The sequence below is a fragment of the Variovorax sp. 10N420 genome, from assembly GCF_056394705.1.
This window is the reverse complement of record NZ_JBFTIJ010000001.1, coordinates 275,727-302,371: the sequence shown is the minus strand read 5'-3', so window position 1 is coordinate 302,371 and position 26,645 is coordinate 275,727. Positions and strand designations below refer to the sequence as shown.

Genomic DNA, 26,645 nt, shown 5'->3' with positions numbered 1-26,645 from the left:
GCCGGCCCATTCCGCGCCGGCGCAAATTCACAGATGAACAAAACATTCAGTCGCTTTCGCCTGCGCAGCGTCGCCGTAATGGTGGCCAGCGCAATTGCCGCCACTGCGGCCTGGGCGGTCGAACCATTCACGGTTCGCGACATCCGCGTCGAAGGCCTCCAGCGTGTGGAGCCGGGTACGATTTTCGCCTCGCTGCCCTTTCGCGTAGGCGACACGTACAACGACGAACGTGGCTCGGCAGCGATCCGTGCTTTGTTCGATCTGGGCTTGTTCAAGGACGTGCGAATCGACGTCAATGGCAATGTGCTCGTCGTCGTCGTCGAAGAGCGGCCGACCATTGCCGAGGTCGACTTCGTCGGCACCAAGGAATTCGACAAGGCCGCACTCGTGAAATCGTTGCGCGAAGTGGGTCTGGCCGACGGACGCCCTTACGACAAGGCACTGGCCGATCGTGCGGAGCAGGAGCTGAAGCGCCAATACGTGAGCCGGAGCCTGTACAACGCCCAGGTCGTCACGACTGTGACTCCGATCGAGCGCAATCGCGTCAATCTCACCTTTACCGTGACCGAAGGCGAGCCCGCACGCATTCGCGAAGTGCACATCGTCGGAAACAAGGATTTCAGCGAATCCACGCTGCTCAGCCTCTTCGACCAGGACAGTGGTGGCTGGTTGAGCTGGTACACCAAGTCCAACCAGTACTCTCGCACCAAGCTCAATGCCGACCTGGAGACGCTGCGCTCCTACTATCTGTCACGCGGCTACCTGGAGTTTCACATCGACTCGACCCAGGTTGCAATTTCTCCGGATCGTCAGGATCTGGCAGTTACCGTCAACATCAGCGAAGGCGAAAAATTCATCGTCTCCGGCGTCAAGCTGTCTGGCAATTTCCTGGGACGCGAAGACGCATTCAAGTCGCTGGTGACCATTCGACCCGGCGAGCCCTACAACGGCGAACAACTCAACGAGACAATCAGGGCGTTTACCGATTATTTCGGCTCTTTCGGCTATGCGTTCGCGCGAGTGCAGGCCGAGCCCGAGATCGACCGCACCAACAATCGTGTCGCATTGACCCTGAACGCCGATCCAGGTCGGCGCGTGTATGTGCGCCGTGTGTCGATCGGCGGTAACAATCGCACGCGCGACGAAGTCATCCGACGCGAATTCCGGCAGTACGAGGCCTCCTGGTATGACGGCGACAAGATCAAGCTGTCGCGCGATCGTGTGGACCGTCTGGGATTCTTCACCGACGTCAACGTCGACACCCAGGAAGTGCCGGGCTCGCCCGACCAGGTGGACCTGACTATCAACGTGGTTGAAAAGCCCACTGGCTCATTGCAGTTGGGCGCCGGCTTCTCCACCGCGGACAAAGTTTCGTTGACCTTTGGTATTTCGCAGGAGAACGTGTTCGGTTCCGGCAACTACCTGGGCGTGCAGGTCAACACGAGCAAGTACAACCGCACGATCTCGTTGACCACCACCGATCCTTACTTCACTAAGGATGGCATCTCACGCACTTTCAGTCTCTACACCACGACGACCCGGCCGTATTACAACGTGGATGGCGACTACAAACTGGTGAACGAGGGCGGGAGCATCCGCTTCGGCGTGCCGTTCAGCGAGGTGGACACGGTCTATTTTGGCGCAGGCCTCGAGCGTTACCGTTTCGACCCCGGCACTTACATCTCCGCGGCAACGCCGCAGTCGTACCGCGACTACTTCGGATGTACGACGGGACCGGATGGCCTTGTTTCATTCTGTGCAAACAACTCGGTCTGGGGCATCCCTCTGACCGTTGGCTGGGCGCGCGACGATCGCGATAGCGCGCTAGTCCCGACGCGTGGTCGTCTGCAGCGTGCCAATCTCGAAATTGGCTCCGGCGGAGACATGAAGTACTACAAGACCAGCTACCAATACCAGCAGTGGTTCCCGCTCAACAAGCAGTACACATTCGCAGTGAACGGCGATTTCGGGTACGCCAAGGCCTTTGGTGACAATCCTTATCCGATCTTCAAGAATTTCTATGCTGGCGGGTTGGGCTCCGTTCGCGGCTTCGAACAGAACTCCCTGGGGCCGACGGACGTGCCAGTCTATGGCCAGGTCGAGGGTGCGGCGCTGGGTGGCACTAAAAAGGCTATCTTCAATGCCGAGTTGAGCACTCCGTTCCCGGGTGCGGGCAACGATCGGACTCTGCGTCTCTACGGATTCTTCGATGCCGGCAACGTCTGGGCAGAGCGCAATACGTTCTCCACCGATGCTCAGTGGGATGCGATCACCAAGATCCGCGCGTCCGTCGGCCTTGGAATCAGCTGGATATCCCCCCTTGGCCCGCTGCGCCTGGCGTATGCCATTCCGGTCGTGTACCAGAAGGCGGACGTCTTGAACAACATCCCGGAGGATAGAATTCAACGCCTGCAATTCCAGATCGGAACTTCCTTCTAATGACCCCATTGCTCCGTGTCGCAGGTGCGCTGCTGATCCCCGCCTTTCTGGCGGTGGGGACACCCGCCCACGCGCAGGAAACATTCCGCATCGGTTTTGTGAATCCTGACCGCGTTCTGCGCGAAGCGCTGCCCGCCAAGGCAGCTCAGGCAAAACTGGAGGCCGAATTCCTCAAGCGCGAGAAGGATTTGACCGCACAGGGCGAGGCGCTCAAGGCGGCGTCCGAGAAGTTCGAAAAGGAGGCTCCGACGCTTCCAGAGGCACAGCGCATCACACGGCAACGTGCCTTGATCGATCAGGACCGGGATTTCCAGCGTCGCCGCCGTGAGTTCCAGGAAGATCTGAACGCCCGCAAGAACGAAGAACTGCAGCAGGTCTACGAGCGGGCCAATCGCGTGGTCAAGCAGGTGGCCGAAGCTGAAAAGTACGATGCGATCCTGCAGGAAGCGATCTATATCAATCCCAAGCACGACATCACCGAGAAGGTGATCAAGGCGCTGAACGCGTCGTCCTCGAACGGCGGCAAGTAGCGCCGAAGAACGGCGTGGCACTGCGGTTAGGCGCGATCGTCGATGCTCTCGGGGGCGAGCTTAAGGGCGATCCGGCATTGTCCATCGAGCGGCTGGCACCGCTTTCGGTGGCAAGACCCGATGCCATCAGCTTTCTGAGCCATCCCAAATATCGCAAAGAGCTGGCCGCCTCGAAGGCGGGCTGTGTCATCGTCGCACCTGCCATGCGAGAAGCCGCCGCAGAGCGCGGCGCATTCATTTCTACACCGGACCCATACCTGTACTTCGCCCGGTTGACTCAGCTCTGGAAGAAGGCACACGCACGACCGGAGACCGTGCGCATTCATCCGAGCGCCGTCATCGATCCAGATGCTGCGGTCCATCCCACGGCCAGGATTGGCGCGCTGTGCGTCGTGGAGCGGGGCGTGCGCATCGGTGCCGATACCGTGCTGAAGTCCCGAGTCACGGTGAGCGAGGATTGCGTCATTGGAGACAGGTGTCTTCTGCATCCGGGCGTCGTCATCGGCGCGGATGGATTCGGGCTTGCCCCGCACGAAGGCGCATGGGTCAAGATCGAGCAACTTGGCGCCGTGCGAATCGGCGACGACGTCGAGATCGGTGCCAACACCTGTATCGATCGAGGTGCGCTGGAAGACACCGTGATTGAAGACGGCGTCAAGCTCGACAACCTGATCCAGATCGGCCACAACGTGCGAGTGGGCAAGCACACGGCAATGGCCGGCTGCACGGCGGTGGCCGGCAGCGCGACCATCGGCGCGTACTGCACGTTCGGCGGCCGCGCTGGCGTCCTGGGCCATCTCACGATCGCCGATCACGTGCATATCTCGTCCAACTCGCTCGTGACGCGATCCATTCTCAAGCCGGGCCAATACACTGGCGTGTTTCCCATCGACGACAATGCCGCCTGGGAAAAGAATGCAGCCACGCTCAAGCAACTGCACAGTCTGCGCGAGCGCCTCAAGGCGCTGGAAAAACTGACGATGCAGGACAAGAAATCATGACGCTCGATATCCATCAAATCCTCAAGCTGCTACCTCACCGCTATCCGTTTTTGCTTGTGGATCGCGTGCTCGAAATGGAAAAGGGCAAGCGAATCAAGGCTTTGAAGAACGTGACCATGAACGAGCCTTTTTTCAACGGACACTTTCCGCATCGCCCGGTAATGCCGGGTGTGTTGATGCTCGAAGCCATGGCGCAGGCAGCCGCGCTGCTCTCCTTTCATTCGCTGGACATCATTCCGGACGACAACACCGTCTACTACTTTGCGGCCATCGATGGCGCCCGTTTCAAGCGGCCCGTCGAACCTGGGGATCAACTCACGCTCGAAGTGGAAATCGAACGAATGAAGGCTGGCATCTCCAAGTTCAAAGGTCGAGCGTTGGTCGGGGCAGAGCTGGCATGCGAGGCCTCGCTGATGTGCGCAATGCGCCAGATCAATTGAAACTGCGGTGGGCATGACGCTGATTCACTCGACGGCCATCGTCGATCCCGGTGCTGAACTGGATCCGACTGTGAGCGTGGGGCCTTATGCCGTGATCGGGCCGCACGTTCGTGTGGGGGCTCGCACGACCATCGGCGCGCACTGCGTGATCGAAGGCCGGACCACTATAGGCGACGACAACCGCATCTTCCAGTTCGCATCGCTCGGCGCGGTACCGCAAGACAAGAAATATGCTGGGGAGCCGACAGAACTGGTGATCGGCAATCGCAACACCATTCGCGAATTCTGCACATTCAACCTGGGTACGGTACAGGACGTCGGCACCACGCGAGTTGGCGACGACAACTGGATCATGGCTTACGTGCACATTGCGCACGATTGCCAACTCGGCAGCCAGATCACCATGGCCAATAACGTGACGTTGGCCGGGCACGTGCGAATCGGCGACTGGGCCACAGTCGGCGGCCTCGTCGGCATCCTCCAGCGGATGCGCATCGGCGCCCATTCGATGATCGGCTTTGCAAGCCACGTGGGCAAGGACGTTCCGCCTTTCATGGTGGTCGACGGCAATCCGCTCGCTGTCCGCGGCGTCAATCTTGTAGGCTTGCGTCGGCGCGATTTTTCCGCTGAACGGATCGCCGCGATCCGAGAGATGCACAGGATGCTCTATCGCCAGGGCAAGACGCTCGACCAAGCCCGGGAAGGCATCGCCGAGTTGGCCACTGAGATGCCCGGCGCAGCGGCGGACGTGGCGCAAATGCGCGCGTTCCTCGGCAGCGCAGCAAGCGGCATCGCGCGCTGAAGGCAATGACGGCGGAAGTTGCAGGGCGGCGGTTTTCGCTGGTCGCGGGCGAGGCCTCTGGCGACCTGCTGGCCAGCCTTCTCATTGATGGGCTTCAGGCGCGTTGGCCGGACGTGAAGGCTGTGGGCATTGGCGGCCCGCGGATGCTTGCCCGCGGATTCGAGACCTGGTGGCCTCAGGAGAAGCTCGCTGTCAGCGGGTACGTCGAGGTCCTGCGCCACTATCCGGAAATAGCCGGCATCCGGCGGCAATTGCGAGCTCGCCTGCTTCGCGAACGGCCGGACATCTTCATCGGTGTCGACGCGCCTGACTTCAATCTGGATCTCGAAGTGGCGCTGCGAAACAGGGGCATGAAGACGGCGCATTTTGTCTGTCCCTCGATCTGGGCGTGGCGACCGGAGCGGGTGGAAAAGCTGCGGGCCGCTGCCGACCACGTTCTTTGTATTTTCCCTTTCGAGCCGAAACTGCTCGCAAAGCATGGAATTGCCGCGAGTTATGTAGGCCACCCGTTGGCAAACGTCATTCCGATGACGCCTGACCAAGCGGCCGCCCGCCTGTCTCTTGGACTGGATGCAGAGGCGACCGTTGTCGCGCTGCTGCCCGGAAGTCGAGGCTCGGAGATCCGGCGCCTTGCACCGCTATTCTTCGCCGCTGCCGCGGTCATGCGCGAATCGCGTCCGGCGCTCCAGTTCATCCTGCCCGTACTGCCGAACCTGCGAGCCGAAATGGAGCAACTGCTGCGAGACAGCGTTATGGACGGCCGTGTGAAGCTCCTGGACGGTCAGTCACACGCGGCGCTGGCTGCCTGCGATGTGACCTTGATCGCCAGCGGGACCGCAACGCTCGAAGCCGCCCTGTTCAAGCGGCCGATGGTGATCTCGTACCGGGTCAATACGTTGACGTGGAACCTGGTCATGAAGCACAAGCAGCTTCAACCATGGGTCGGACTGCCGAACATTCTTTCCGGCGAGTTCGTCGTCCCTGAACTGCTGCAGGACAACGCGACCCCGCAGGCTCTCGCCGAAGCGACTCTTGGGTGGCTCGCTGCGCCCGAGAAGGTTCACGCTTTGCAACAACGTTTTAGCGCGCTGCATACTGAATTGCTCCGCGATACGCCGACACTGTGCGCCAATGCAATCCAGAAAGTTCTTGAAGGCTGAACAGGCCACCCTGGTGTGGGATGCGCCGGGCTTGCTCGCCGGTGTCGACGAGGCAGGCAGGGGCCCGCTGGCCGGGCCGGTTGTCGCCGCTGCCGTCATATTGGACGAAAAACGTCCGATCCGTGGCCTCGCCGACTCCAAGACGTTGACGGCGCTGCAGCGCGAGCGCCTCAACGAACAGATCCTTGCGAAAGCTCTGTGCTGCTCGGTCGCGCAGGCGAGCGTCGAGGAAATCGATACGCACAACATCCTCCAAGCCACTATGCTTGCTATGCGCCGCGCCGTGGAGGGCTTGCGACTGAAGCCGGGCAAGGTGTTGGTTGACGGCAATCGGCTCCCCACGCTCGGTGTGCTTGCCGAAGCGGTGATCAAGGGCGATGCCCGCGTCAAAGCCATTTCGGCGGCGTCGATCCTGGCGAAGGTGTATCGCGATCGACTTTGTGAGCAACTGCATGCCGAATATCCCCAATATGGCTTTGCCGGTCACAAAGGCTACGGCACGCCCGAACACCTGGAGGCGTTGATGCGCCACGGTGCTTGCGTGCATCACCGCAGGTCGTTCAGCCCGGTTGCCGCCGCACTCGTGCGCACTTCCGGGTCTCTCGAGGCTGTTGGCGCCGCTGGCGACGCGACGGTGACGCGGGTCACCAGCATCGAAATACAGATCTCGCCATGACATCCGACGTCGGGCACATCACTTCGCGAGACAACCCGCTGCTCAAAGAACTCCGCAAGCTTGCGCACGAGCCCGGCGCCTACCGGAAGACGGGGCGCGTATGGCTGGAGGGGGATCATCTGTGCCGGGCAGCTCGAGAACGTGGCGTTCGTGCGTCGATTGCGGTTATTGCGGAGTCGCTTTGGCCGACGTCAGCGCGCGAATGGACGAACGCCGCCGAAAAAACGGTGGTGGTCGCCGATGCCCTGCTGGCGGGAGTCAGCGGCCTTGAATCGCCCGCTCCGATGGGGTTTGTGCTCGATTTGCCTCTCACGCCGGATCTCGAGGCATCCGCTCCCACTGTGGTGCTCGATCGCCTGCAGGACGCGGGCAATGTCGGCTCAATCTTGCGAAGCGCCGCCGCATTCGGATTCACCCAGATCATCGCGCTCAAGGGGACTGCTGCGCTCTGGGCGCCAAAGGTGCTCCGCGCCGGCATGGGCGCGCACTTCGGACTGAGACTGATCGAGTCTGCGGAAATCGACGCGCTGGACGCCTTGGCCGTGCCGTGCGTTGCCACCAGTTCGCACCGTGGCGATTGGCTTCATCGGGCCCGATTGCCTCATCCCTGTGCATGGCTGATGGGACACGAAGGGCAGGGCGTTTCGGCCGCACTGGAGGCGCGGGCTGCCCAACATATCCGGATAGCGCAGCCGGGCGGCGAGGAGTCGCTCAACGTAGCCGCGGCCGCCGCGATCTGCCTGCATGCGAGCGCGGCGGGAGCCATTTCCTGAGCCGCCCACGGCTATAATCAAGGGCTTTCCCGCTCACACCCCGCCCTCAGCGCACGCAAGCCAACTCCTCGACGAAAGTCGCAGCCCAAATTCAGTTCTTGGGTTCGCTTTGGGCGTCATCCATCCGGAGATCCCAGTGCTTTTGTCTCTCAAGGGAAAATTCCCGCCCGCCATCCTGGCGCTTGCAGACGGCACGATTTTTCTCGGCAATTCGATCGGCGCCACGGGCGTCACGACTGGCGAAGTGGTGTTCAACACCGCCATGACCGGTTACCAGGAAATCCTGACCGATCCGAGTTACTGCCAGCAGATCGTGACGCTCACGTACCCGCACATCGGCAACTATGGCACCAACGAGGAAGATGTCGAGGCCGACAAGATTCATGCATCGGGCCTGATCATCAAGGACCTGCCGCTCGTCGCGTCGAACTTCCGCAAATCGGCGACGCTGAACGAATACCTCGTGCGAGGCAACACAGTCGCCATTGCAAACATCGACACCCGAAAGCTGACACGCCATTTGCGCACGCAAGGCGCCCAGAACGGCTGCATTCTCGGGTTGCCAGAGGGCGAAACGGTCTCCCAGAAATTGATCGACAAGGCCGTTGCCGCAGCCAAGGCTGCGCCGAGCATGGCAGGCCTCGATCTTGCCAAGGTGGTTTCGGTCAAGGAAACGTACGAATGGACGCAGACCGAGTGGAAGCTCGGTTCCGGCTATGGCGTGCAGATCACGCCCAAGTTTCACGTCGTCGCGTTCGACTACGGGGTCAAGAAGAACATCCTGCGCATGATCGCCCAGCGCGGCGCGCGTATCACCGTCGTGCCGGCGGAGACCCCTGCTGCCGACGTGCTCAAACTGCGCCCGGACGGCATTTTCCTGGCCAACGGCCCCGGCGACCCGGAGCCCTGCGACTACGCCATCGATTCGACGCGTGAACTCATCGAAACCGGCATCCCGGTTTTCGGAATCTGCCTCGGCCACCAGATCATGGCGTTGGCTTCCGGCGCGAAGACCTTCAAGATGAAGTTCGGCCACCACGGCGCCAATCATCCGGTGAAGGACCTCGACAACGGTCGGGTGAGCATCACCAGCCAGAACCATGGCTTTGCGGTCGACGAGAAGACGCTGCCCGCCAACTTGCGCCCCACGCACGTCAGCCTGTTCGACAACACGCTGCAAGGTTTGGCACGAACCGACAAGCCCGCCTTCTGCTTCCAGGGCCATCCTGAAGCTTCGCCGGGACCACATGACATCGGCTACCTGTTCGACCGCTTCACGGCACTCATGCAAAGTCACAAAGAAGGACAGAAGAATGCCTAAGCGCACAGATCTCAAGAGCATCCTCATCATCGGCGCTGGCCCGATCATCATCGGCCAAGCCTGCGAGTTCGACTACTCCGGCGTGCAAGCCTGCAAGGCGCTGCGCGAAGAGGGCTACAAGGTCATCCTCATCAACAGCAATCCGGCGACGATCATGACGGACCCGGCCACCGCCGACGTGACCTACATCGAGCCGATCACCTGGCAGACGGTCGAGAAGATCATCGCCAAGGAGCGCCCGGACGCAATCCTCCCGACGATGGGCGGACAAACTGCGCTCAATTGCGCGCTGGACCTTTGGCGCAACGGCGTGCTCGAGAAGTACAAGGTCGAGCTGATCGGCGCCACGCCCGAAGCCATCGACAAGGCCGAGGACCGCCTGAAGTTCAAGGACGCAATGACGAAGATCGGCCTGGGCTCTGCACGCTCGGGCATCGCGCATTCGCTCGACGAAGCCTGGGCTGTGCAGAAGACGGTCGGGTTCCCGGTCGTAATTCGTCCGAGCTTTACGCTCGGCGGCACGGGTGGCGGCATTGCCTACAACCCCGAAGAGTTCGAAACCATCTGCAAGCGCGGCCTCGAAGCCTCGCCGACAAACGAGTTGCTGATCGAAGAATCGCTGCTCGGCTGGAAAGAGTACGAGATGGAAGTCGTCCGCGACAAGGCCGACAACTGCATCATCGTGTGCTCAATCGAGAACCTGGATCCCATGGGCGTGCATACCGGCGATTCGATCACCGTTGCACCCGCACAGACGCTATCGGACAAGGAATACCAGATCCTTCGCAACGCCTCGCTGGCCGTGCTGCGCGAGATCGGTGTCGACACGGGCGGCTCCAACGTCCAGTTTTCGATCAACCCGATGGACGGCCGCATGGTCGTCATCGAGATGAATCCGCGTGTGTCGCGTTCGTCCGCTCTGGCCTCCAAGGCGACGGGTTTCCCGATTGCGAAAGTGGCCGCCAAGCTGGCGGTAGGCTACACGCTCGACGAATTGCGCAACGAGATCACGGGCGGCGCCACGCCTGCGAGCTTTGAGCCGAGCATCGACTACGTGGTCACCAAGATTCCGCGTTTCGCTTTCGAGAAATTCCCGCAGGCCGATTCGCGCCTGACGACACAGATGAAGTCCGTCGGCGAGGTGATGGCGATGGGCCGCACCTTCCAGGAATCGTTCCAGAAAGCCCTGCGTGGCCTCGAAGTCGGCGTCGATGGGCTGAACGAGAAGACGCAAGACCGCGAAGTGCTTGAAAAGGAACTCGGTGAGCCGGGGCCCGACCGGATCTGGTACGTCGGCGATGCCTTTGCAATGGGCTTGAGCGTGGATGAAGTCTTCGCCTTGACCAAGATCGACCCCTGGTTCCTTGTACAGATCGAGGAAATCGTCAAGATCGAACTCGAACTGGAAACCAAGTCCCTCGACGAGATCGATCGGGACACTCTGCTCGCGCTCAAGAAAAAGGGCTTCTCCGACCGCCGCCTCGCGCGCCAGCTGAAGACCACCGATACCGCAATCCGCGAAAAGCGTCGTGCGCTGGGCGTGCGTCCCGTCTATAAGCGTGTCGACACTTGCGCGGCCGAATTCGCCACCAACACCGCCTACATGTATTCGACCTACGACGACGAGTGCGAGGCCGAACCCACCAGCAAGAAGAAGATCATGGTCCTGGGCGGAGGCCCCAACCGCATCGGGCAGGGCATCGAATTCGACTACTGCTGCGTGCATGCCGCACTGGCAATGCGCGAGGACGGCTACGAGACCATCATGGTCAACTGCAATCCTGAGACGGTGTCGACGGACTACGACACGAGCGACCGACTGTATTTCGAGCCACTCACGCTTGAAGACGTGCTGGAAATCGTCGACAAGGAAAAGCCGACGGGTGTCATCGTGCAGTACGGCGGTCAGACCCCCCTCAAGCTCGCGCTCGACCTCGAAGCCAATGGTGTGCCGATCATCGGCACTTCGCCGGACATGATCGACGCCGCCGAAGACCGTGAGCGCTTTCAGAAGCTGCTGCATGAGCTCAAGCTACGTCAGCCGCCGAACGCCACCGCCCGCACCGAACCCGAAGCGCTCGAGAAGGCTGCTGCGCTTGGTTATCCGCTTGTCGTGCGTCCGAGCTACGTGCTCGGTGGTCGCGCCATGGAAATCGTGCACGAGCAGCGCGACCTCGAGCGCTACATGCGCGAGGCGGTCAAGGTAAGCAACGATTCGCCGGTGCTGCTTGATCGCTTCCTGAATGATGCGGTCGAGTGCGATGTCGATTGCCTTCGCGATGCGGAGGGCAACACGCTTATCGGCGGTGTGATGGAACACATCGAGCAGGCGGGCGTGCATTCCGGCGATTCCGCTTGTTCTTTGCCTCCCTACAGCCTGAAAGCGGAAACCATTGCCGAGCTCAAGCGCCAAAGCGCCGCCATGGCGAAGGCGCTGAACGTGGTGGGCCTGATGAACGTGCAGTTCGCGATCCAGGAAAAGGACGGCGAAGATGTGATCTACGTGCTGGAGGTGAATCCGCGCGCGTCCCGCACGGTGCCTTACGTGAGCAAGGCGACGGGGATTCAGTTGGCCAAGGTGGCCGCTCGTTGCATGGCCGGCCAGTCGCTGACGTCGCAGGGCGTCACGCGCGAGGTCACGCCGCCGTACTTCAGCGTCAAGGAGGCCGTGTTCCCGTTCGTCAAGTTCCCTGGCGTGGACACCATTCTCGGCCCGGAGATGAAGTCGACCGGCGAAGTGATGGGCGTGGGCAAGACCTTCGGCGAAGCCTTCGTCAAATCGCAATTGGGCGCCGGCACGCACCTGCCGAAGTCCGGCCGAGTCTTCATCTCGGTGAAGAACAACGACAAGCCGCGCGCCGTGGAAGTCGCTCGCGGGCTGGCTGCGCTGGGATTCGACCTCATCGCCACCAAAGGAACCGCTGCGGCAATCAATGCGGCGGGTGTGGGTTGCGCGGTAGTCAACAAGGTCACCGAAGGGCGTCCGCATATCGTGGACATGATCAAGAACAATGAGATCGCCTTGGTCATCAACACGGTGGAAGAGCGGCGAAACGCTATCGCTGATTCGCGTCAGATTCGTACGTCCGCGCTCCTGGCGCGCGTGACGACGTTCACGACCATCTTCGGCGCCGAAGCGGCCGTCGAAGGCATGCAGCACATGGACGACCTCGGCGTCATTTCGGTCCAGGAGATGCACGCTCAGCTTGCCTGATCCGTCGCTGAGTGGAAGGAGCCCTTTTCCAATGGACACCCAACTCGTAGAACTTGACCTGTCCGACTGGAACGCAGCGACGGCGAACGAGGCGTGGATTGCCGAGCTAGAGGCGGGAAAGGTTCTGTACTTCCCTCGGCTCGGATTCGACATACTGCCTGACGAGCGCGCCTTGCTGACACCGGCAGTCTTGTCGCCCGACGTGCGCAACATCAGCCTGGATGCTAACGGGCGCCTGAAAGGCGTGGCAGGAGACGAGGAGCGCCAGCGCGCGGTGTCGACCATGATCGGACGCTTTCGCGCACAGGCCCAGCAATTGATTCACGGCCTCTTGCCGCACTACACGCCGGCCTTGCGGCTGGCGCCGACCAGCTATCGTCCGGCGCAGGTTGAGACGCGGGTGCAGTCATGGCGGGCAGATGACCGTCGGCTGCACGTCGACGCCTTTCCTTCGCGCCCCAACTACGGCGAGAGAATCTTGCGTGTGTTCACAAATGCCAACCCGGACGGCGCGCCGCGTGTATGGCGCGTTGGCGAGCCGTTCGAGAAGGTTGCCGAACGCTTCCTTCCGCGCGCAAAGCCGTATTCACGTTGGGAGGCGAAGATGCTCCGGGCTCTTCGCGTGACGAAGTCGCTGCGCAGCGAATACGACCACCTCATGCTCCAACTGCACGACGGCATGAAGTCTGACCTTCAATATCAAAAGAATGCCGAGCAGGAAACGGTGCCGTTTCCGGCAGGATCGGTCTGGGTGTGCTTCTCGGACCAGACTTCTCACGCGGTCATGTCGGGGCAGTACATGCTTGAACAGACGCTGCATCTGCCCGCAGCAAGGCAATACAATCCTGAATCGAGCCCGCTCGCCATTCTGAGCCGGCTGACTGGACGCAAGCTCGTCTGAATTTTTCTCTCCCTTCAACCGCCGAACGGCAGCGTTCGGCGGTTTCGCTTTCTGGAGCAACCCAATGGCAACCATCCCCATCACCAAGCGCGGCGCCGAGAAGCTGCGCGAAGAGCTGCAAAGGCTCAAGACCGTCGATCGCCCCGGTGTGATCAACTCGATCGCGGAGGCGCGCGCGCAAGGAGACATCAGCGAAAACGCTGAATACGAAGCCGCCAAAGACCGTCAGGGCTTCATCGAAGGCCGCATCCAGGACATCGAAGGCAAGCTGTCCGCAGCACAAATCATCGACCCGTCCGAACTCGACGCGGGGGGCAAGGTCGTCTTCGGCTCAACGGTGGAACTCGAAGAAGAAAAGACCGGCGAAGCCGTCAAGTACCAGATCGTGGGCGAAGACGAAGCCGACCTGAAGCTCGGTCTCATCAACGTCTCCAGTCCAATCGCGCGCGCGTTGATCGGCAAGGAAGAGGGCGACACCGCGGAGGTGCAAGCGCCGGGCGGCCTGAAGCGGTACGAAATCGTCGCCGTCAGCTACCTCTGAACGCAGGATGAAAGACCGCATCGCCCTCATGCTCGCCGCCCTCTGGTGGGGCAGCCTGTCGGCGGTCGGATTTATTGTCGTGCCGATGTTGTTCGCACGGCTGGGCAGCCCATCTGTTGCGGGTAACTTCGCGGCGCAACTGTTCGCCGCCCAGACATGGCTGGCGCTTTCTTGCGGGCTGATCCTGCTGATCTACTTTCGCGCCCAGGCCGATGAACGCGTCACTGCTGCTGCGCGAACCGCCGTCTTTCTCGTGATCACAGCGCTGTTGCTGGCTCTACTGCAGCAATATGCAGTCGCGCCGCGCATCGTGGCGCGCGAAAACCTCAGGTTTTGGCATTCACTGGGAAGCGTCATGTACCTGGGGCAGTGGGCTTGCGCCGGTGCGCTACTCTGGCGAATGGGCCCGCGCCGAGGTTGATCAGGCCTTCCAGAACTGGGTGATCCAGCGGGCCGGCCGGATGAAACGAAAGCGGCGGTTGCGCCTCCCCGCCAGCGCATCGGGCGGATTGCATTCGCCGTGGAACACCATGATCCTGGCGCCCTCCGGCACGAAAGGTTCTCGCCAGTAATTGCTGGGCCAGCTCGGAATCCCGTGGTACTTGAAGCTCGGACACCAAGCTTCCGGCCAGTAAGCAAGCTTGCCTTTCCGGTACATGAAGTCGGACAGGTAAGTCTGCTCATTGCGAAACTCCGCCTGCACCGCGTCCATGTTCTCGCGAAAGTGGGCGAGGACGTCTGGATGCGCTCCCAGTTCAAAGCGGTACACGGACGAATTGCCGGTGATTCGCCGCCGGCGCCAAGGGCGTTCGTAGTCGTGAATGATCAGGAACTCGCCCGGATACTCAAAGAACTCGTCCAGGCTGCCAACCACGACAACGTCCAGGTCGACGAACAGTGCCGTCCCGCGCAAGCCGTGTAGGTCTTTCTCGAAGGTGGTGAGCTTCTTCCAGGCCCGATCGACCTGGCCGGGCGCCAGTTCGAGATTCAGCGGCGGAATCGGAAAACACTGGACCTCACTCCGGATACCTTCGCTGTTGTCGGTAAGGCACACGAAATTGAAGTCGCCGGTCAGATGTCGCCGCACCATGGCGTACAGGCGATTGACGTATTCGGGCCCGTACTTGGTGCCCCATTTCATGCACAGGATGTGGCGCTGCGGTCGTCCCGCGGTCTGCGTCGGCATCCTCAATCCGCCTGGCGGCGCTTCTTGTCCGACAGCGGCTTCTTCGCCTTGGCTCGCTTGATGTTGCCGCCGGGGGTCAGGCGTTGGTTGCCAAGCACGCGCAGCGTCTTGATTTCAGGACGTTGGCCGGCGCGCTTGCTGTACTTGATCACCTTGACATCGCGCGGGCCTGGCATGCGGTCTTCGTCGATCGCTTTCTCCTTTGGGGGAATAGGCCGCCAGAGGACGAGCAGCTTGCCGATGTGCTGGATGGGTGCTGCGTCCAGTTCGTCGGCCAGGGTCTGAAGCATGGCTTCGCGAGCGGTTCGGTCGTCAGAGAAGACGCGCACCTTGATCAGGCCATGCGCCTTGAGGGCGGCGTCGGTTTCCTTCTTCACGGCTGGCGTCAGCCCGTCACCGCCGATCATCACGATCGGATCCAGATGGTGCGCTTCGGAGCGGTGCACCTTGCGCTGCGCAGGGGTAAGTTGAATGGCGGGCATCCCCGTATTATCGATGTCAATGAATCCCAAACCGAAAGCCAAGAAGGTCAACAAGGCGTGGCTGCACGACCACGTGAATGACCCATACGTCAAACTCGCTTCTCGAGAGGGCTACAGGGCTCGCGCCGCCTACAAGTTGAAGGAAATCGACGAAAGCCTCGGTCTTATCAAGCCGGGGCATATGGTGGTCGACCTGGGCTCCACGCCTGGTGCCTGGAGCCAGTACGTGCGGCGACGGCTCTCACCCGGCGGAGCGGCCGCGGGAGAACTCGCGGGAACCATCATTGCGCTAGACATCCTTCCCATGGAGCCGATCGAAGGGGTGACCTTCCTTCAGGGCGATTTTCGTGAGGCCGAAGTGCTTGGGCGCCTGTCTGAGGCGATGTCCGGCCGCTTGGCGGATGTGGTCGTCTCCGACATGGCCCCGAACCTCTCAGGGATCGCGTCTGCCGACACCGCCCGTGTTGCGCACCTGATCGAGCTTGCAATCGACTTCGCACGGCATCACATGAAGCCCGAGGGCACCCTCGTTGCCAAGCTGTTTCATGGAAGTGGCTATAGCGAGCTGACCCAGCTTTTCAAGGACAACTTTCGCGTCGTAAAGCCCTTCAAACCGAAGGCTTCGCGCGATAAATCCTCGGAGACCTTCATGGTGGGCATCGGAATCAAGAGTCCGGATACAAAGTGATACGGCGGCCGTCCGGCATACGACTGTCTTAAAACCGTTTGCCCTATGGCTGCTATGGGGAAATTAGGGCTTTTCGCAGATTGAAAAGCCTAAAATGGTCGCCAATTGCGTCCCCACAGCGCGTTTTTAGTTTTTCATGGCACGCGCTTTCGACTGGAGCTTCGTTTGAACAATCAGTGGTTTTCCAAAGTTGCCGTATGGCTCGTCATTGCGATGGTGTTGTTCACTGTGTTCAAGCAGTTCGACACCCGCGGCGTAGCCGGCGCAGGCAACATCGGGTATTCGGACTTCCTCGAGGAGGTCCGCAGTAACCGCATCAAGAGCGCCACGATCCAGGAAGGCCAGGGCGGCAGCGAGATCGTCGCGATCACCAACGACGACCGCAAGATCCGCACGACGGCCACCTATCTCGACCGCGGCCTCGTCGGCGACCTGATCGCCAACAACGTCAAGTTCGACGTCAAGCCGCGTGAAGAAGGGTCCCTCCTCATGACGCTGCTGGTAAGTTGGGGGCCGATGCTGCTCCTGATCGGCGTGTGGGTCTACTTCATGCGACAGATGCAGGGGGGCGGCAAAGGCGGCGCCTTCAGCTTCGGCAAGAGCAAGGCTCGGATGCTCGACGAGAACAACAACCAGGTCACTTTCGCGGATGTCGCAGGTTGCGACGAGGCGAAGGAGGAGGTCAAGGAAGTCGTCGATTTCCTTAAGGACCCGGCGAAGTTCCAGAAACTGGGTGGCCGCATCCCGCGGGGCCTGTTGCTCGTCGGCCCTCCAGGCACCGGCAAGACGCTCCTGGCCAAGAGCATCGCAGGAGAAGCCAAGGTCCCGTTCTTCTCGATTTCGGGTTCGGATTTCGTCGAAATGTTCGTCGGTGTGGGTGCTGCGCGCGTCCGCGACATGTTCGAGAACGCCAAGAAGAACGCGCCTTGCATCATCTTCATCGATGAAATCGACGCTGTCGGCCGCCAGCGCGGCGCCGGCCTCGGCGGTGGCAACGACGAGCGGGAACAGACCCTCAATCAGATGCTGGTCGAGATGGATGGCTTCGAGACCAATCTTGGCGTGATCGTCGTCGCTGCAACCAATCGGCCGGACATTCTCGATGCGGCGCTGCTGCGTCCAGGTCGCTTCGACCGCCAGGTCTATGTGACTCTGCCGGACATTCGGGGCCGCGAACAGATCCTCAACGTCCACATGCGAAAGGTGCCCTTGGGGCAGGACGTCAACGCGAGCATCATTGCGCGCGGCACTCCAGGCATGTCGGGCGCGGATCTCGCCAACCTGTGCAACGAAGCCGCGCTAATGGCCGCGCGCCGCAATGCGCGCGTCGTCGAAATGCAGGACTTCGAGAAGGCCAAGGACAAGATCTTCATGGGCCCCGAGCGCAAGAGCATGGTCATGCCCGAGGAAGAGCGACGCAACACTGCCTATCACGAGTCGGGCCATGCGCTCATCGGCAAGCTGTTGCCCAAGTGCGACCCGGTGCACAAGGTCACCATCATTCCGCGCGGCCGTGCCCTTGGCGTGACGATGAGCCTGCCTGCGCAGGACCGCTACAGCTACGACCGCGAATACATGCTGAACCAGATCAGCATGCTCTTTGGTGGACGTATTGCTGAAGAAGTCTTCATGCACCAGATGACGACCGGCGCGAGCAACGACTTCGAACGCGCGACCCAGATCGCTCGCGACATGGTGATGCGCTATGGCATGACCGAATCGCTGGGCCCAATGGTGTACGCTGAAAACGAGGGCGAAGTATTCCTCGGACGCTCGGTCACCAAGACCACGAACATGAGCGAGTCGACCATGCAGAAGGTGGATGCCGAAGTTCGCCGCATCATCGATGAGCAGTACGCCCTGGCGCGCCGCCTGATCGAGGAAAACAGCGACAAGATGCATGCGATGGCCAAGGCGCTGCTCGAATGGGAAACCATCGACACCGAGCAACTCGACGACATCATGGCGGGCCGTGCGCCGCGTCCTCCGAAAGACTGGACGCCGCGTATTCCGCCTTCGGGCAGCGGCGGCGGCAGTGGCGGAACGCCGGCGGTGAACCCCGACCCGACGCCGACTGCAGCCTGAGCATGACGCTTTGGCGATCAACGGGGCCTCTGGCCCCGTTTTTTCATGGAGCCGGGGAATGACGGCGATCTGGCGCACCTCGCGCTTCGCGATCGATTTGGCCCAGCCCAAGGTGATGGGCATCGTCAACGTCACGCCTGACTCGTTCTCCGACGGCGGCGCCCATGCGTCCACTGAAGCCGCTGTGCGTCATTGCGCCGAGTTGGTCATACAGGGTGCGGACATTCTCGACATCGGCGGTGAGTCGACCCGCCCCGGAAGTCCCGCCGTACTTCTCGATGCGGAACTGGCGCGCGTGGTGCCTGTCGTTCGCGAAGCGGTGAAACTTGGAGTGCCAATCTCCGTCGACACCTACAAACCCGAGGTCATGCGTGCAGTGCTGGAATTCGGCGCTGACATCATCAATGATGTGTGGGCGCTACGGCGGCCGGGTGCGCTGGAAGCCATTGCGGCGCATCCGCTCTGCGGCGTTTGCCTGATGCACATGCATCGCGATCCGCAGACCATGCAAGTCGCACCGATGATCGGCGACGTTGTTCCTGCCGTTCACACCTTCCTGGTGGAGCGCGCATCGGCGCTGACGACTCTGGGCGTCAAGCCGGACAGGATCGTGATCGATCCGGGCATCGGCTTCGGCAAGACTGTGGTGCAGAATTTCGCTCTGCTGGGCCGTCAACGCGAGCTGCTCGCGTCGGGTTGGCCGTTGCTCGCAGGATGGTCTCGCAAGTCTTCACTGGGCGCGGTCGCAGGCATCGAATCGGCGCAGGATCGCATGGTGCCCAGCGTCGCGGCCGCCGTGCTGGCCGTGGAGCAGGGCGCATCGATCGTGCGCGTGCACGATGTGCGTGAGACAGTGGCGGCGCTCTCCGTTTGGTGCGCCATGAAGCAAGAACAACGAGGACAGGAAACATAACGATGACAAGGCAGTATTTCGGAACCGATGGCATTCGCGGAACGGTCGGGCAAGCGCCGATCACGCCTGACTTTGTATTGCGCCTTGCCCACGCCGTCGGCCGTGTGCTCAAGAAGTCGGAAGCGCGGCCGACCGTGCTGATTGGCAAGGACACCCGCATCTCCGGGTACATGCTGGAGTCGGCGCTCGAGTCCGGGTTCAATTCCGCGGGTGTCGATGTCGTTCTGCTCGGGCCGCTGCCCACTCCGGGCGTGGCCTACCTGACGCGGGCGCAACGCGCGAGTCTCGGCGTCGTCATTAGCGCCAGTCACAACGCCTACCCAGATAACGGCATCAAGTTCTTCAGCGCGCAGGGCACCAAGCTCAGCGACGAATGGGAGCTGGCGGTCGAAGCCGTGTTGAAGGAGCCACCAGTCTGGGTCGATTCAAAGAATCTCGGCAAGGCGCGACGCCTGAACGACGCGCCCGGGCGCTACATCGAATTCTGCAAGAGCACCTTCGCCACCGACCTGACGCTGCGAAATCACAAGCTCGTCGTTGACGCAGCGCACGGCGCCGCCTACCAAGTGGCGCCTTCCGTCTTTCACGAGTTGGGCGCGGAAGTGACGAGCATCGGATGCGCACCGGACGGTCTCAACATCAACAAGGATTTCGGGGCGACGCATCCGCAAGCCTTGATCGATGCCGTGAAGACGCAAGGTGCCGACTACGGCATCGCGCTCGATGGCGACGCCGATCGTTTGCAACTGGTCGATGCCAGCGGGCGGCTTTTCAATGGCGATGAGCTGCTGTACCTGATGGCGATGGAGCGCATCGCGCGCGGCGAAAAGCCCGCTGGTGTCGTCGGCACGCTGATGACCAACAAGGCGGTCGAGATGGGCCTGAGGGCTCACGGGATCGAATTCGTGCGGGCCCGGGTCGGTGACCGCTATGTTCTGGAAGAACTCGACAAGCGCAATTGGCTGCTCGGCGGCGAAGGCTCGGGCCACCTGCTGGCCTTAGATCGCCACACCACGGGCGACGGCATCGTCAGCGCGCTGCAGGTGCTTCAAGCATGCGTGCGAAGCGGCCGCAGCGTGGCTGAACTGCTCGCGGGCGTGACGCTCTTTCCGCAAACACTCATCAATATTCGGTTGAGCGAGGGCCAGGATTGGAAGGCCAACCGGGTGCTCGCGGCCGAAACGGAGCGCGCCGAGGCTGAACTGGGCGACTCAGGCCGCGTGCTGATTCGCGCCAGCGGCACCGAGCCGCTTCTTCGCGTGATGGTCGAGGCCAAGGATGCCGCGCAAGCCGAGGCGTGCGCGCGGCGGTTGGTCGCAGCAGTCGAAGCCGGTTGAAGTGGGGCGGCCATGATCAACGTCTTGACGGCGGACTACCGCAATCCCGCGCATGCACGCGCACTGGTCGACTTGCTTGACACCTATGCGCGGGATCCTGCTGGCGGTGGAACTCCGCTTGCCCCCAGCGTGCTGGCCGGCTTGCCCGAAGCCTTGGCAGCACGCCCGCAAGCCTTCAGCGTGCTGGCCTATGACGGTGAGCAGGCTGTGGGCCTCATCAACTGCATCGAGGGCTTTTCTACCTTTGCGTGTCAGCCGCTCGTGAACGTCCACGACGTCGTGGTGTTGGCCACTCATCGCGGGCAGCGGGTCACGCAGCGCATGTTCGCGCACGTCGAGGCGGAGGCACGAACGCGCGGCGCGTGCAAGCTCACATTGGAGGTGCTTTCCGGAAATCGGAGCGCGCTGCGAGCGTATGAGCGCGAAGGCTTCGCCAGCTTCCAGCTCGACCCTGCCTTCGGCAGCGCCATATTCCTGGAGAAAAAGCTCGCCCCCAGGTTGGCTCACTTCGTGTAGCCGCCCACCCCCTCTGACCGGGGGCAACACCAGCGGCCTGGCAAAGCCAGTTCCGCGGTGTTTCTGGATTAGAAGCGAGTGACGGGCATTCCTTCGTCGCCCTTGCTCGGCGCGTACTTGCCGAGTTCCCACTTTGCGATGGCGTTGCGATGGACCTCGTCCGGACCATCCGCAAAGCGCAGCGTGCGCGCGCCGGCGTAGGCGTAGGCGAGCGGGAAGTCGTCGCACATGCCGCCGCCGCCGTGGACCTGCATGGCCCAATCAATGACCTGGCAGGCCATGCTGGGCGCCACGACCTTGATCATTGCGATTTCAGTCTTTGCGACCTTATTGCCGGCGACGTCCATGAGCCACGCGGCCTTGAGGGTCAACAGCCGCGCCATGTCGATCTTGCAACGCGCTTCGGCGATGCGTTCCTGCGTTACGGTCTGCGATGCAACCGTCTTGCCGAAAGCCACCCGCGACGAGGCGCGCTTGCACATCAGTTCGAGGGCGCGCTCCGCCAGCCCGATCAAGCGCATGCAGTGGTGAATGCGTCCAGGGCCAAGCCGGCCTTGTGCGATTTCGAAGCCGCGGCCCTCGCCCAGCAGGATGTTGCCCACTGGCACGCGAACATTCTCGAAATACATTTCGACGTGCCCGTGTGGCGCATCGTCGTAGCCCATGACATTGAGTGGCCGCACGATGCGAATGCCTTTGGTATCGGCCGGCACGATCACCATGCTCTGCTGTGAATGCCTGGGCGCGTCAGGTTCCGACTTGCCCATCGTGATGAAGACCGCACAGCGCGGGTCGGCAGCACCCGAGATCCACCATTTGCGGCCGTTGATGACGTACTCGTCTCCCTGGCGCTCGATCCGGGTCGAGATGTTGGTGGCGTCGCTCGATGCCACGTCAGGTTCCGTCATTGCAAACGCAGAGCGGATCTGGCCTTCGAGCAGTGGCTTGAGCCAGCGTGCCTTGATCTCGTCGGAGCCGTAGCGCGCGATCGTTTCCATGTTGCCGGTGTCGGGCGCCGAGCAGTTGAAAGCCTCGCTTGCCCATGGCACACGTCCCATGATTTCGGCGAGCGGTGCGTATTCCTGATTGGTCAGGCCCGCGCCTTCGTAGCCCGATGCCGCGGCGCTGTCGACCGGCAGGAACAGATTCCACAAGCCGGCCGCCTTGGCTTTGGTCTTGAGCTTCTCGACGGTGTTGAGTGCGGTCCACCGCTTGCCGGCGGCCGTGTTCGCCGCGAGTTCGGCCGAATACTCGGCTTCAGCGGGGTAGATGTAGTCTTCCATGAAGGCCGCGACGCGCTTCTGCAAGTCTTTGGTTTTGGCCGAATATTCGAAGTCCATTTCGTCTCCTGGTGTTAAGGGTTCAGGCGCTCATCGCGAGCTCATGCCCGTTCTGCGAATTGCCATGCCATTTCGGCCATCGGGCGCGCGCCGCGGCCGGAAGCCACTGCCTGCTCGCTGGACGCAGTGCCGGCCTCGACCCGCTTGGCAATACCTTGCAAGATCGCTGCCATGCGGAACAGGTTGTAGGCCTGATAGAAGTTCCAGTCGGGTGCGAGCGCCTCGGGCGTCGTGATGCCGGTTCGGTCGCAGTACTTGCGGATGTACTCGCTCTCGGTCGGGATGCCGAGGCTCTTGAGGTCGAGCCCACCAATGCCGCGGAATGAACCGGGCGCGATGTGCCATGACATGCAGTGGTAGCTGAAGTCGGCAAGCGGATGGCCCAGCGTCGACAGCTCCCAGTCGAGCACGGCGATTGCACGCGGCTCGGTAGCGTGGAACATCAGGTTGTCCAGGCGGTAGTCGCCATGGACGATCGAAGTCATCTTCTCGTCGCGGGCACTGGCCGGGATGTGCGCCGGCAACCATTCCATCAGCCGATCCATCTCCGGAATCGGCTGCGTGACGGACGCCACGTACTGCTTGCTCCAGCGGCCGATCTGGCGTTCGAAGTAGTTGCCCGGCTTGCCGTATTCCGCAAGGCCGCGCTCGGCGAACTTCACCGAATGCAGCGCCGCGATCACCCGGTTCATTTCGTCGTAGATTGCGGTGCGCTCGGCATTGCTCATGCCGGGCAGAGCTTGGTCCCACAGAACGCGTCCGGCCATGAACTCCATGACATAGAAGGCGCGGCCGATGACCGCCTCGTCTTCGCAAAGGCAGTACATGCGCGGAACCGGCACGTCGGTACCTGCAAGGCCGCTCATGACCTTGAATTCGCGCTCGACGGCATGAGCGGAAGGCAGCAGCTTGGCGACAGGACCCGGCTTGGCGCGCATCACATAGCTCTGCGTGGGCGTGACCAGCTTGTACGTCGGATTGGACTGGCCGCCCTTGAACATCTCGATCGTGAGCGGTCCCTTGAAGCCATCGAGGTTCCTTTCGAGCCATGCGGTCAGCGCGTCGACGTCGACGACGTGCTGCGGAGAGACGGCACGCGTGCCGACGAATTTGTCGAAGTCCTGGGTCATGTCTCTGCAGTCTTGAGTTATTGGTCGTCGGCTTCCGAAATGCGCATCAGCGCCGAGCGATCGAGCACCACCAGACCGGCTGGTTCGATGCGGATCGCGTCCTCGCGCTCCATGGCCTTCAGTTCCTGGTTGACGCGTTGACGCGACGCGCCGAGCAATTGGGCGAGCTCTTCCTGGGCGAGCTGCAGACCGATGCGCATCTGGCTGCCGTCCGCGAGATTCGGCACGCCGTAGCTGCGAACCAAATGGACGAGTTGCTTGGCAAGGCGCGCTCGCAAGGGCAGGGTATTGAGATCCTCGACCAGCCCGAACAACTGCCGAATGCGACGCGCCTGAAGCCGCATCAGCGCTTCGTAGAGCTCGATGTGATTGGCCAGGATCTTCTGGAAATCCGCACGCGCCACGCAAAGAATCGTCGAATCGCCATGCGCATAGGCATCGTGCGTGCGCCGATCCCCGTCGAAGATCGCCACGTCGCCAAACCAGATGCCCGGCTCCACATAGGTCAGCGTGACCTGCTTGCCCGACACCGCGGTCGAACTCACACGCACGGCACCCTTCGCACACGCGATCCACTGCTCGGGCGGATCGCCGCGAGCGGCAATCAGTTCGCCGTCCTTGTAGCGTTTGACGAATGCACATCGGAGGATGTCGTGGCGCAGTGAGGGGGAAAGTGAAGAAAACCAGCGACCACCGTTGATCGCTTCTCGTTCTTCGATGGTAAGAATGGGGTCGTCCATGGACTGTCCTGTCGGTGACTGAAGGAGGTAGGGGCTGTCGCGAGAGCGACCTGCTGCTATTCGTAACGTGGTGTTTGCTTGTCGAGAAAGGCGGCGATGCCAATACCCGCATTCGCGTGATGAAGATTGCGAACGAAGTGGTCACGCTCTGCCGACAGCTGCGAAACGAGGGTGGCGCCGCGAGCTTCACCGAGCAGTTCCTTGATGCTTGCCATCGAGTTCGGCGCGCGCGCATTGAGCTTTGCGGCAAGCGCGAGAGCACCTGAAAGAGCCTGGCCGTTTTCGGTGATCTCGTTGATCAGGCCCAATGCATGCAGGCGCGATGCATCGAGGCGCTCGCCCAGCATGAGCCATTCGCTGGCCAGTTGGCGGGGCAGCATCCGTCCGAGATGCCAACTCAGACCGCCGTCCGGCGACAGTGCGACATTGCTGTATGACGCCGCGAAGACGGCGTCGCGTGCGGACACGACCAAGTCGCACGCCAGCGCCAACGAAAAGCCCGCGCCTGCGGCCGCTCCTTCGACCGCGGCGATGACAGGCTTGGGAAACGTGCGGATCGTGTCGATCCAGGTGTGCAATGCCTCGATGCTTTCGGCCTGCACCGAGGGATCGAGCGTCCGGTTGTTCTGGAGCCGTTGCAGGGATCCGCCCGCGCAGAACCATTTGCCTTCGCCGACGAAGACGACGCTGCGGATCTCAGCACTGTTCTCGGCGCCGTTGAGCGCCTCGATGCCTGCCGCGTACATCTCGGGCCCGAGCGCATTGCGCTGCGATGGGTTGGAAAGCGTCAGCACCATCGTGCTGCCTTCTGTGGTGCTCTTGAGTTCTGCGGTCATGGGTGGTCTCGTGTGTCTCAGGGTTCTGCTCTTTACTCTTCTTGATGTGTGAGGCTCAGGCCGAGCGCTCCGCGGCGGCGCAGCCAAGGGCTCGGGCGATAGCGCGGGTCGCCGTACACGGTCTGCAAGTTGAACAGCACCTCCAGCATGTTGGTCGGGCCGTACAAGTCACCCATTGCCAACGGACCTTGCGGATAGCCGAGGCCGAGCCGCACCGCCAAGTCGAGATCGGCGGGCGTGCAAACGCCTTGCTGGCACATGTCGCAGGCGATGTTCACGATGGTGGCGACCACGCGTTGCGTGACGAAGCCACCGCTGTCGCGGATCACGCTGACTGCCTTGCCGTCGCGCGCGAACAGTGCATGCGCCGCGTCGCGCATGTCCCGGCGTGTTGCAGGATTGGTTGCGATGACGCGCCGCTTGGTCGCGGCATCATCGACCATCATGTCAATGCCGACGGTGCGCGTGGCGTCAAGCCGTTCGACGGCCGCCACGGTTGTCACATCGAAGCCAAGGGGCGCAACCAGGATCAGCGCGGAAGGAGAGGGCGTTGCACCACTTTCGAGTTGGGCGCCAAGCGCATGCACCAGCCGCAGCAGCTCAGGGCGCCGGGCTGCGCGGGGAGACACCCAAACCGCCGGCATGGCGTCGACGGTGGGCGATGGCGCCTCGGGGGTCTGTTGAATGGCACCGTCGACATAGCGATAGAAGCCTTCGCCCGTCTTGCGGCCCAGCGCGCCGGCGGCCAGCCGTTGTGCCGTGATCACGCTCGGGCGATATCGCGGTTCGTCGTAGTACTGGCGATAGATCGACTCCATGACTGGGTGCGAGACGTCGAGCGCCGTCAGGTCCAGCAACTCGAAGGGCCCGAGTCGGAAGCCCGCCTGATCCTTGAGGATGCGGTCGATCGTCGCGAAATCCGCGACCCCTTCGCTGGCGATGCGCAATGCTTCGGTGCCGTAGCCGCGCCCCGCGTGGTTGACGATGAAACCGGGCGTGTCCTTCGCCTGGACCGCGCTGTGGCCCATCTGCTTGGCATAGCCTGAAAGCCGGCGGCAGACTTCAGGGTCCGTCTTGAAACCGGCTACCACCTCCACGACTTTCATCAGCGGGACCGGGTTGAAGAAATGAAAGCCGGCCATGCGCTCGGGATGTTTCAGCGCGGCGGCAATGGCAGTGACTGAGAGGGACGATGTGTTGGTGACCAAGGTCGCCGAAGGCGCGACGGCGGCTTCGAGATCGCTGAACAAACGACGCTTGACCTCGAGGTCTTCGATCACCGCCTCGATCACGAGATCGCAGCCGGCGAGCTCCTGCATCGAATCGACGGCGGTCACGCGGCTGGACAACTCATCGCGTTGTGTCGCGTCGAGCTTGCCTTTTTCGTGTTGCTTTTGCCATTGGGCAAGAATGGCGTCGCGGCCGCGCAGAGCTGCGCCTTCGAAGCTGTCCAGAAGGAAGACCTTGCTTCCGGCTTGGGCAGCGATTTGGGCAATGCCTCGCCCCATTGCGCCGGCGCCGATCACGGCGGTGTTGGAAAAGTTCACAGTCATTTGATAATTGTCTCTCCGTGGGTCGGGGTCCCTGACGCACA

25 protein-coding genes are annotated in these 26,645 nt (G+C 61.9%); 18 read left to right on the top strand and 7 right to left on the bottom strand.

Annotation, left to right across the window (positions count from 1 at the left end):
• Positions 1 to 33: 33 nt before the first annotated feature.
• From bamA to AC1DEK_RS01375, 13 genes are all read left to right on the top strand, one after another.
• Positions 34 to 2,439: an outer membrane protein assembly factor BamA gene (bamA, locus tag AC1DEK_RS01435; protein WP_478123415.1), complete on the top strand. Its 2,406-nt coding sequence runs from the start codon at positions 34 to 36 to the stop codon at positions 2,437 to 2,439.
• Positions 2,439 to 2,969 (top strand): OmpH/Skp family outer membrane protein, encoded by a 531-nt coding sequence (locus AC1DEK_RS01430; RefSeq protein ID WP_478123414.1) that lies wholly within the window; start codon positions 2,439 to 2,441, stop codon positions 2,967 to 2,969. Before bamA ends, AC1DEK_RS01430 begins: the two co-directional genes overlap by 1 nt.
• A 14-nt stretch (positions 2,970 to 2,983) precedes the next feature.
• The gene (gene lpxD, locus AC1DEK_RS01425; protein ID WP_478123413.1) at positions 2,984 to 3,970 is read left to right on the top strand and encodes a UDP-3-O-(3-hydroxymyristoyl)glucosamine N-acyltransferase; all 987 of its coding nucleotides are present in this window, start codon (positions 2,984 to 2,986) and stop codon (positions 3,968 to 3,970) included.
• The gene (gene fabZ / locus AC1DEK_RS01420) at positions 3,967 to 4,410 is read left to right on the top strand and encodes a 3-hydroxyacyl-ACP dehydratase FabZ (protein WP_478123412.1); all 444 of its coding nucleotides are present in this window, start codon (positions 3,967 to 3,969) and stop codon (positions 4,408 to 4,410) included. The genes lpxD and fabZ overlap by 4 nt, the downstream gene beginning before the upstream one ends.
• A 13-nt stretch (positions 4,411 to 4,423) precedes the next feature.
• The gene (gene lpxA / locus AC1DEK_RS01415) at positions 4,424 to 5,212 is read left to right on the top strand and encodes an acyl-ACP--UDP-N-acetylglucosamine O-acyltransferase (protein ID WP_478123411.1); all 789 of its coding nucleotides are present in this window, start codon (positions 4,424 to 4,426) and stop codon (positions 5,210 to 5,212) included.
• 5 nt (positions 5,213 to 5,217) lie between these two features.
• Entirely contained in the window at positions 5,218 to 6,372 is a 1,155-nt protein-coding gene (gene lpxB / locus AC1DEK_RS01410; protein ID WP_478123410.1) for a lipid-A-disaccharide synthase, read from the top strand.
• Positions 6,344 to 7,048 carry a ribonuclease HII gene (gene rnhB / locus AC1DEK_RS01405; RefSeq protein WP_478123409.1) on the top strand — a complete coding sequence of 235 codons (705 nt, stop codon included), beginning with the start codon at positions 6,344 to 6,346 and terminating at the stop codon, positions 7,046 to 7,048. The genes lpxB and rnhB overlap by 29 nt, the downstream gene beginning before the upstream one ends.
• Positions 7,045 to 7,821: a TrmH family RNA methyltransferase gene (locus AC1DEK_RS01400; RefSeq protein ID WP_478123408.1), complete on the top strand. Its 777-nt coding sequence runs from the start codon at positions 7,045 to 7,047 to the stop codon at positions 7,819 to 7,821. The genes rnhB and AC1DEK_RS01400 overlap by 4 nt, the downstream gene beginning before the upstream one ends.
• Positions 7,822 to 7,957: 136 nt before the next feature.
• The gene (gene carA / locus AC1DEK_RS01395) at positions 7,958 to 9,142 is read left to right on the top strand and encodes a glutamine-hydrolyzing carbamoyl-phosphate synthase small subunit (RefSeq protein ID WP_478123407.1); all 1,185 of its coding nucleotides are present in this window, start codon (positions 7,958 to 7,960) and stop codon (positions 9,140 to 9,142) included.
• Positions 9,135 to 12,356 carry a carbamoyl-phosphate synthase large subunit gene (carB, locus tag AC1DEK_RS01390; protein ID WP_478123406.1) on the top strand — a complete coding sequence of 1,074 codons (3,222 nt, stop codon included), beginning with the start codon at positions 9,135 to 9,137 and terminating at the stop codon, positions 12,354 to 12,356. Before carA ends, carB begins: the two co-directional genes overlap by 8 nt.
• 31 nt (positions 12,357 to 12,387) lie before the next feature.
• Positions 12,388 to 13,257, top strand: coding sequence for a Kdo hydroxylase family protein (locus tag AC1DEK_RS01385; RefSeq protein WP_478123405.1), 870 nt, complete (start codon positions 12,388 to 12,390; stop codon positions 13,255 to 13,257).
• A gap of 64 nt (positions 13,258 to 13,321) precedes the next feature.
• On the top strand, positions 13,322 to 13,798 hold the full coding sequence (gene greA, locus AC1DEK_RS01380; RefSeq protein WP_478123404.1) for a transcription elongation factor GreA: 477 nt from the start codon (positions 13,322 to 13,324) through the stop codon (positions 13,796 to 13,798).
• A 7-nt stretch (positions 13,799 to 13,805) separates the two neighbouring features.
• Positions 13,806 to 14,219 (top strand): DUF4149 domain-containing protein, encoded by a 414-nt coding sequence (locus AC1DEK_RS01375; protein WP_478123403.1) that lies wholly within the window; start codon positions 13,806 to 13,808, stop codon positions 14,217 to 14,219.
• Here the strand turns inward: AC1DEK_RS01375 and AC1DEK_RS01370 are convergent, their stop codons facing one another.
• Positions 14,220 to 14,984 carry a glycosyltransferase gene (locus tag AC1DEK_RS01370; RefSeq protein ID WP_478123402.1) on the bottom strand — a complete coding sequence of 255 codons (765 nt, stop codon included), beginning with the start codon at positions 14,982 to 14,984 and terminating at the stop codon, positions 14,220 to 14,222.
• A gap of 2 nt (positions 14,985 to 14,986) precedes the next feature.
• The gene (locus tag AC1DEK_RS01365) at positions 14,987 to 15,466 is read right to left on the bottom strand and encodes a YhbY family RNA-binding protein (RefSeq protein WP_478123401.1); all 480 of its coding nucleotides are present in this window, start codon (positions 15,464 to 15,466) and stop codon (positions 14,987 to 14,989) included.
• A gap of 19 nt (positions 15,467 to 15,485) precedes the next feature.
• Between AC1DEK_RS01365 and AC1DEK_RS01360 the strand changes: the two genes are divergently transcribed.
• From AC1DEK_RS01360 to AC1DEK_RS01340, 5 genes are all read left to right on the top strand, one after another.
• Positions 15,486 to 16,154 (top strand): RlmE family RNA methyltransferase, encoded by a 669-nt coding sequence (locus tag AC1DEK_RS01360; RefSeq protein WP_478123400.1) that lies wholly within the window; start codon positions 15,486 to 15,488, stop codon positions 16,152 to 16,154.
• Positions 16,155 to 16,319: 165 nt separating this feature from the next.
• Positions 16,320 to 18,239 carry an ATP-dependent zinc metalloprotease FtsH gene (gene ftsH, locus AC1DEK_RS01355; RefSeq protein ID WP_478123399.1) on the top strand — a complete coding sequence of 640 codons (1,920 nt, stop codon included), beginning with the start codon at positions 16,320 to 16,322 and terminating at the stop codon, positions 18,237 to 18,239.
• A gap of 58 nt (positions 18,240 to 18,297) precedes the next feature.
• A complete protein-coding gene (gene folP / locus AC1DEK_RS01350) occupies positions 18,298 to 19,152 on the top strand; it encodes a dihydropteroate synthase (protein WP_478123398.1) in 855 nt (284 codons plus the stop codon).
• A 2-nt stretch (positions 19,153 to 19,154) separates the two neighbouring features.
• Entirely contained in the window at positions 19,155 to 20,489 is a 1,335-nt protein-coding gene (gene glmM, locus AC1DEK_RS01345; protein WP_478123397.1) for a phosphoglucosamine mutase, read from the top strand.
• Positions 20,490 to 20,501: 12 nt separating this feature from the next.
• Positions 20,502 to 21,005: a GNAT family N-acetyltransferase gene (locus tag AC1DEK_RS01340; RefSeq protein WP_478123396.1), complete on the top strand. Its 504-nt coding sequence runs from the start codon at positions 20,502 to 20,504 to the stop codon at positions 21,003 to 21,005.
• A gap of 68 nt (positions 21,006 to 21,073) precedes the next feature.
• Here the strand turns inward: AC1DEK_RS01340 and AC1DEK_RS01335 are convergent, their stop codons facing one another.
• From AC1DEK_RS01335 to AC1DEK_RS01315, 5 genes are read right to left on the bottom strand one after another with little or no spacing between them, the layout of a single operon-like run.
• Positions 21,074 to 22,345, bottom strand: coding sequence for an acyl-CoA dehydrogenase family protein (locus AC1DEK_RS01335; RefSeq protein ID WP_478123395.1), 1,272 nt, complete (start codon positions 22,343 to 22,345; stop codon positions 21,074 to 21,076).
• A 41-nt stretch (positions 22,346 to 22,386) separates the two neighbouring features.
• Positions 22,387 to 23,475 (bottom strand): phosphotransferase, encoded by a 1,089-nt coding sequence (locus AC1DEK_RS01330; protein ID WP_478123394.1) that lies wholly within the window; start codon positions 23,473 to 23,475, stop codon positions 22,387 to 22,389.
• Between the two features lie 17 nt (positions 23,476 to 23,492).
• Complete coding sequence (locus AC1DEK_RS01325; protein ID WP_478123393.1) at positions 23,493 to 24,215, bottom strand: Crp/Fnr family transcriptional regulator; 723 nt, start codon at positions 24,213 to 24,215, stop codon at positions 23,493 to 23,495.
• A gap of 56 nt (positions 24,216 to 24,271) precedes the next feature.
• Positions 24,272 to 25,051, bottom strand: coding sequence for an oxepin-CoA hydrolase, alternative type (locus AC1DEK_RS01320; RefSeq protein WP_478123392.1), 780 nt, complete (start codon positions 25,049 to 25,051; stop codon positions 24,272 to 24,274).
• 32 nt (positions 25,052 to 25,083) lie between these two features.
• Positions 25,084 to 26,604 carry a 3-hydroxyacyl-CoA dehydrogenase gene (locus tag AC1DEK_RS01315; protein WP_478123391.1) on the bottom strand — a complete coding sequence of 507 codons (1,521 nt, stop codon included), beginning with the start codon at positions 26,602 to 26,604 and terminating at the stop codon, positions 25,084 to 25,086.
• Positions 26,605 to 26,645: the final 41 nt, after the last annotated feature.

What these genes read in the sequence shown, in the direction of transcription:
- bamA (WP_478123415.1), top strand. Translation starts at nt 34, where the DNA reads ATGAACAAAACATTCAGTCGCTTTCGCCTGCGCAGCGTCGCCGTAATG.
- AC1DEK_RS01430 (WP_478123414.1), top strand. Translation starts at nt 2,439, where the DNA reads ATGACCCCATTGCTCCGTGTCGCAGGTGCGCTGCTGATCCCCGCCTTT.
- fabZ (WP_478123412.1), top strand. Translation starts at nt 3,967, where the DNA reads ATGACGCTCGATATCCATCAAATCCTCAAGCTGCTACCTCACCGCTAT.
- lpxA (WP_478123411.1), top strand. Translation starts at nt 4,424, where the DNA reads ATGACGCTGATTCACTCGACGGCCATCGTCGATCCCGGTGCTGAACTG.
- lpxB (WP_478123410.1), top strand. Translation starts at nt 5,218, where the DNA reads ATGACGGCGGAAGTTGCAGGGCGGCGGTTTTCGCTGGTCGCGGGCGAG.
- rnhB (WP_478123409.1), top strand. Translation starts at nt 6,344, where the DNA reads ATGCAATCCAGAAAGTTCTTGAAGGCTGAACAGGCCACCCTGGTGTGG.
- AC1DEK_RS01400 (WP_478123408.1), top strand. Translation starts at nt 7,045, where the DNA reads ATGACATCCGACGTCGGGCACATCACTTCGCGAGACAACCCGCTGCTC.
- carB (WP_478123406.1), top strand. Translation starts at nt 9,135, where the DNA reads ATGCCTAAGCGCACAGATCTCAAGAGCATCCTCATCATCGGCGCTGGC.
- AC1DEK_RS01385 (WP_478123405.1), top strand. Translation starts at nt 12,388, where the DNA reads ATGGACACCCAACTCGTAGAACTTGACCTGTCCGACTGGAACGCAGCG.
- greA (WP_478123404.1), top strand. Translation starts at nt 13,322, where the DNA reads ATGGCAACCATCCCCATCACCAAGCGCGGCGCCGAGAAGCTGCGCGAA.
- AC1DEK_RS01375 (WP_478123403.1), top strand. Translation starts at nt 13,806, where the DNA reads ATGAAAGACCGCATCGCCCTCATGCTCGCCGCCCTCTGGTGGGGCAGC.
- AC1DEK_RS01370 (WP_478123402.1), bottom strand. Translation starts at nt 14,984, where the DNA reads ATGCCGACGCAGACCGCGGGACGACCGCAGCGCCACATCCTGTGCATG.
- AC1DEK_RS01365 (WP_478123401.1), bottom strand. Translation starts at nt 15,466, where the DNA reads ATGCCCGCCATTCAACTTACCCCTGCGCAGCGCAAGGTGCACCGCTCC.
- AC1DEK_RS01360 (WP_478123400.1), top strand. Translation starts at nt 15,486, where the DNA reads ATGAATCCCAAACCGAAAGCCAAGAAGGTCAACAAGGCGTGGCTGCAC.
- folP (WP_478123398.1), top strand. Translation starts at nt 18,298, where the DNA reads ATGACGGCGATCTGGCGCACCTCGCGCTTCGCGATCGATTTGGCCCAG.
- glmM (WP_478123397.1), top strand. Translation starts at nt 19,155, where the DNA reads ATGACAAGGCAGTATTTCGGAACCGATGGCATTCGCGGAACGGTCGGG.
- AC1DEK_RS01340 (WP_478123396.1), top strand. Translation starts at nt 20,502, where the DNA reads ATGATCAACGTCTTGACGGCGGACTACCGCAATCCCGCGCATGCACGC.
- AC1DEK_RS01335 (WP_478123395.1), bottom strand. Translation starts at nt 22,345, where the DNA reads ATGGACTTCGAATATTCGGCCAAAACCAAAGACTTGCAGAAGCGCGTC.
- AC1DEK_RS01330 (WP_478123394.1), bottom strand. Translation starts at nt 23,475, where the DNA reads ATGACCCAGGACTTCGACAAATTCGTCGGCACGCGTGCCGTCTCTCCG.
- AC1DEK_RS01325 (WP_478123393.1), bottom strand. Translation starts at nt 24,215, where the DNA reads ATGGACGACCCCATTCTTACCATCGAAGAACGAGAAGCGATCAACGGT.
- AC1DEK_RS01320 (WP_478123392.1), bottom strand. Translation starts at nt 25,051, where the DNA reads ATGACCGCAGAACTCAAGAGCACCACAGAAGGCAGCACGATGGTGCTG.
- AC1DEK_RS01315 (WP_478123391.1), bottom strand. Translation starts at nt 26,604, where the DNA reads ATGACTGTGAACTTTTCCAACACCGCCGTGATCGGCGCCGGCGCAATG.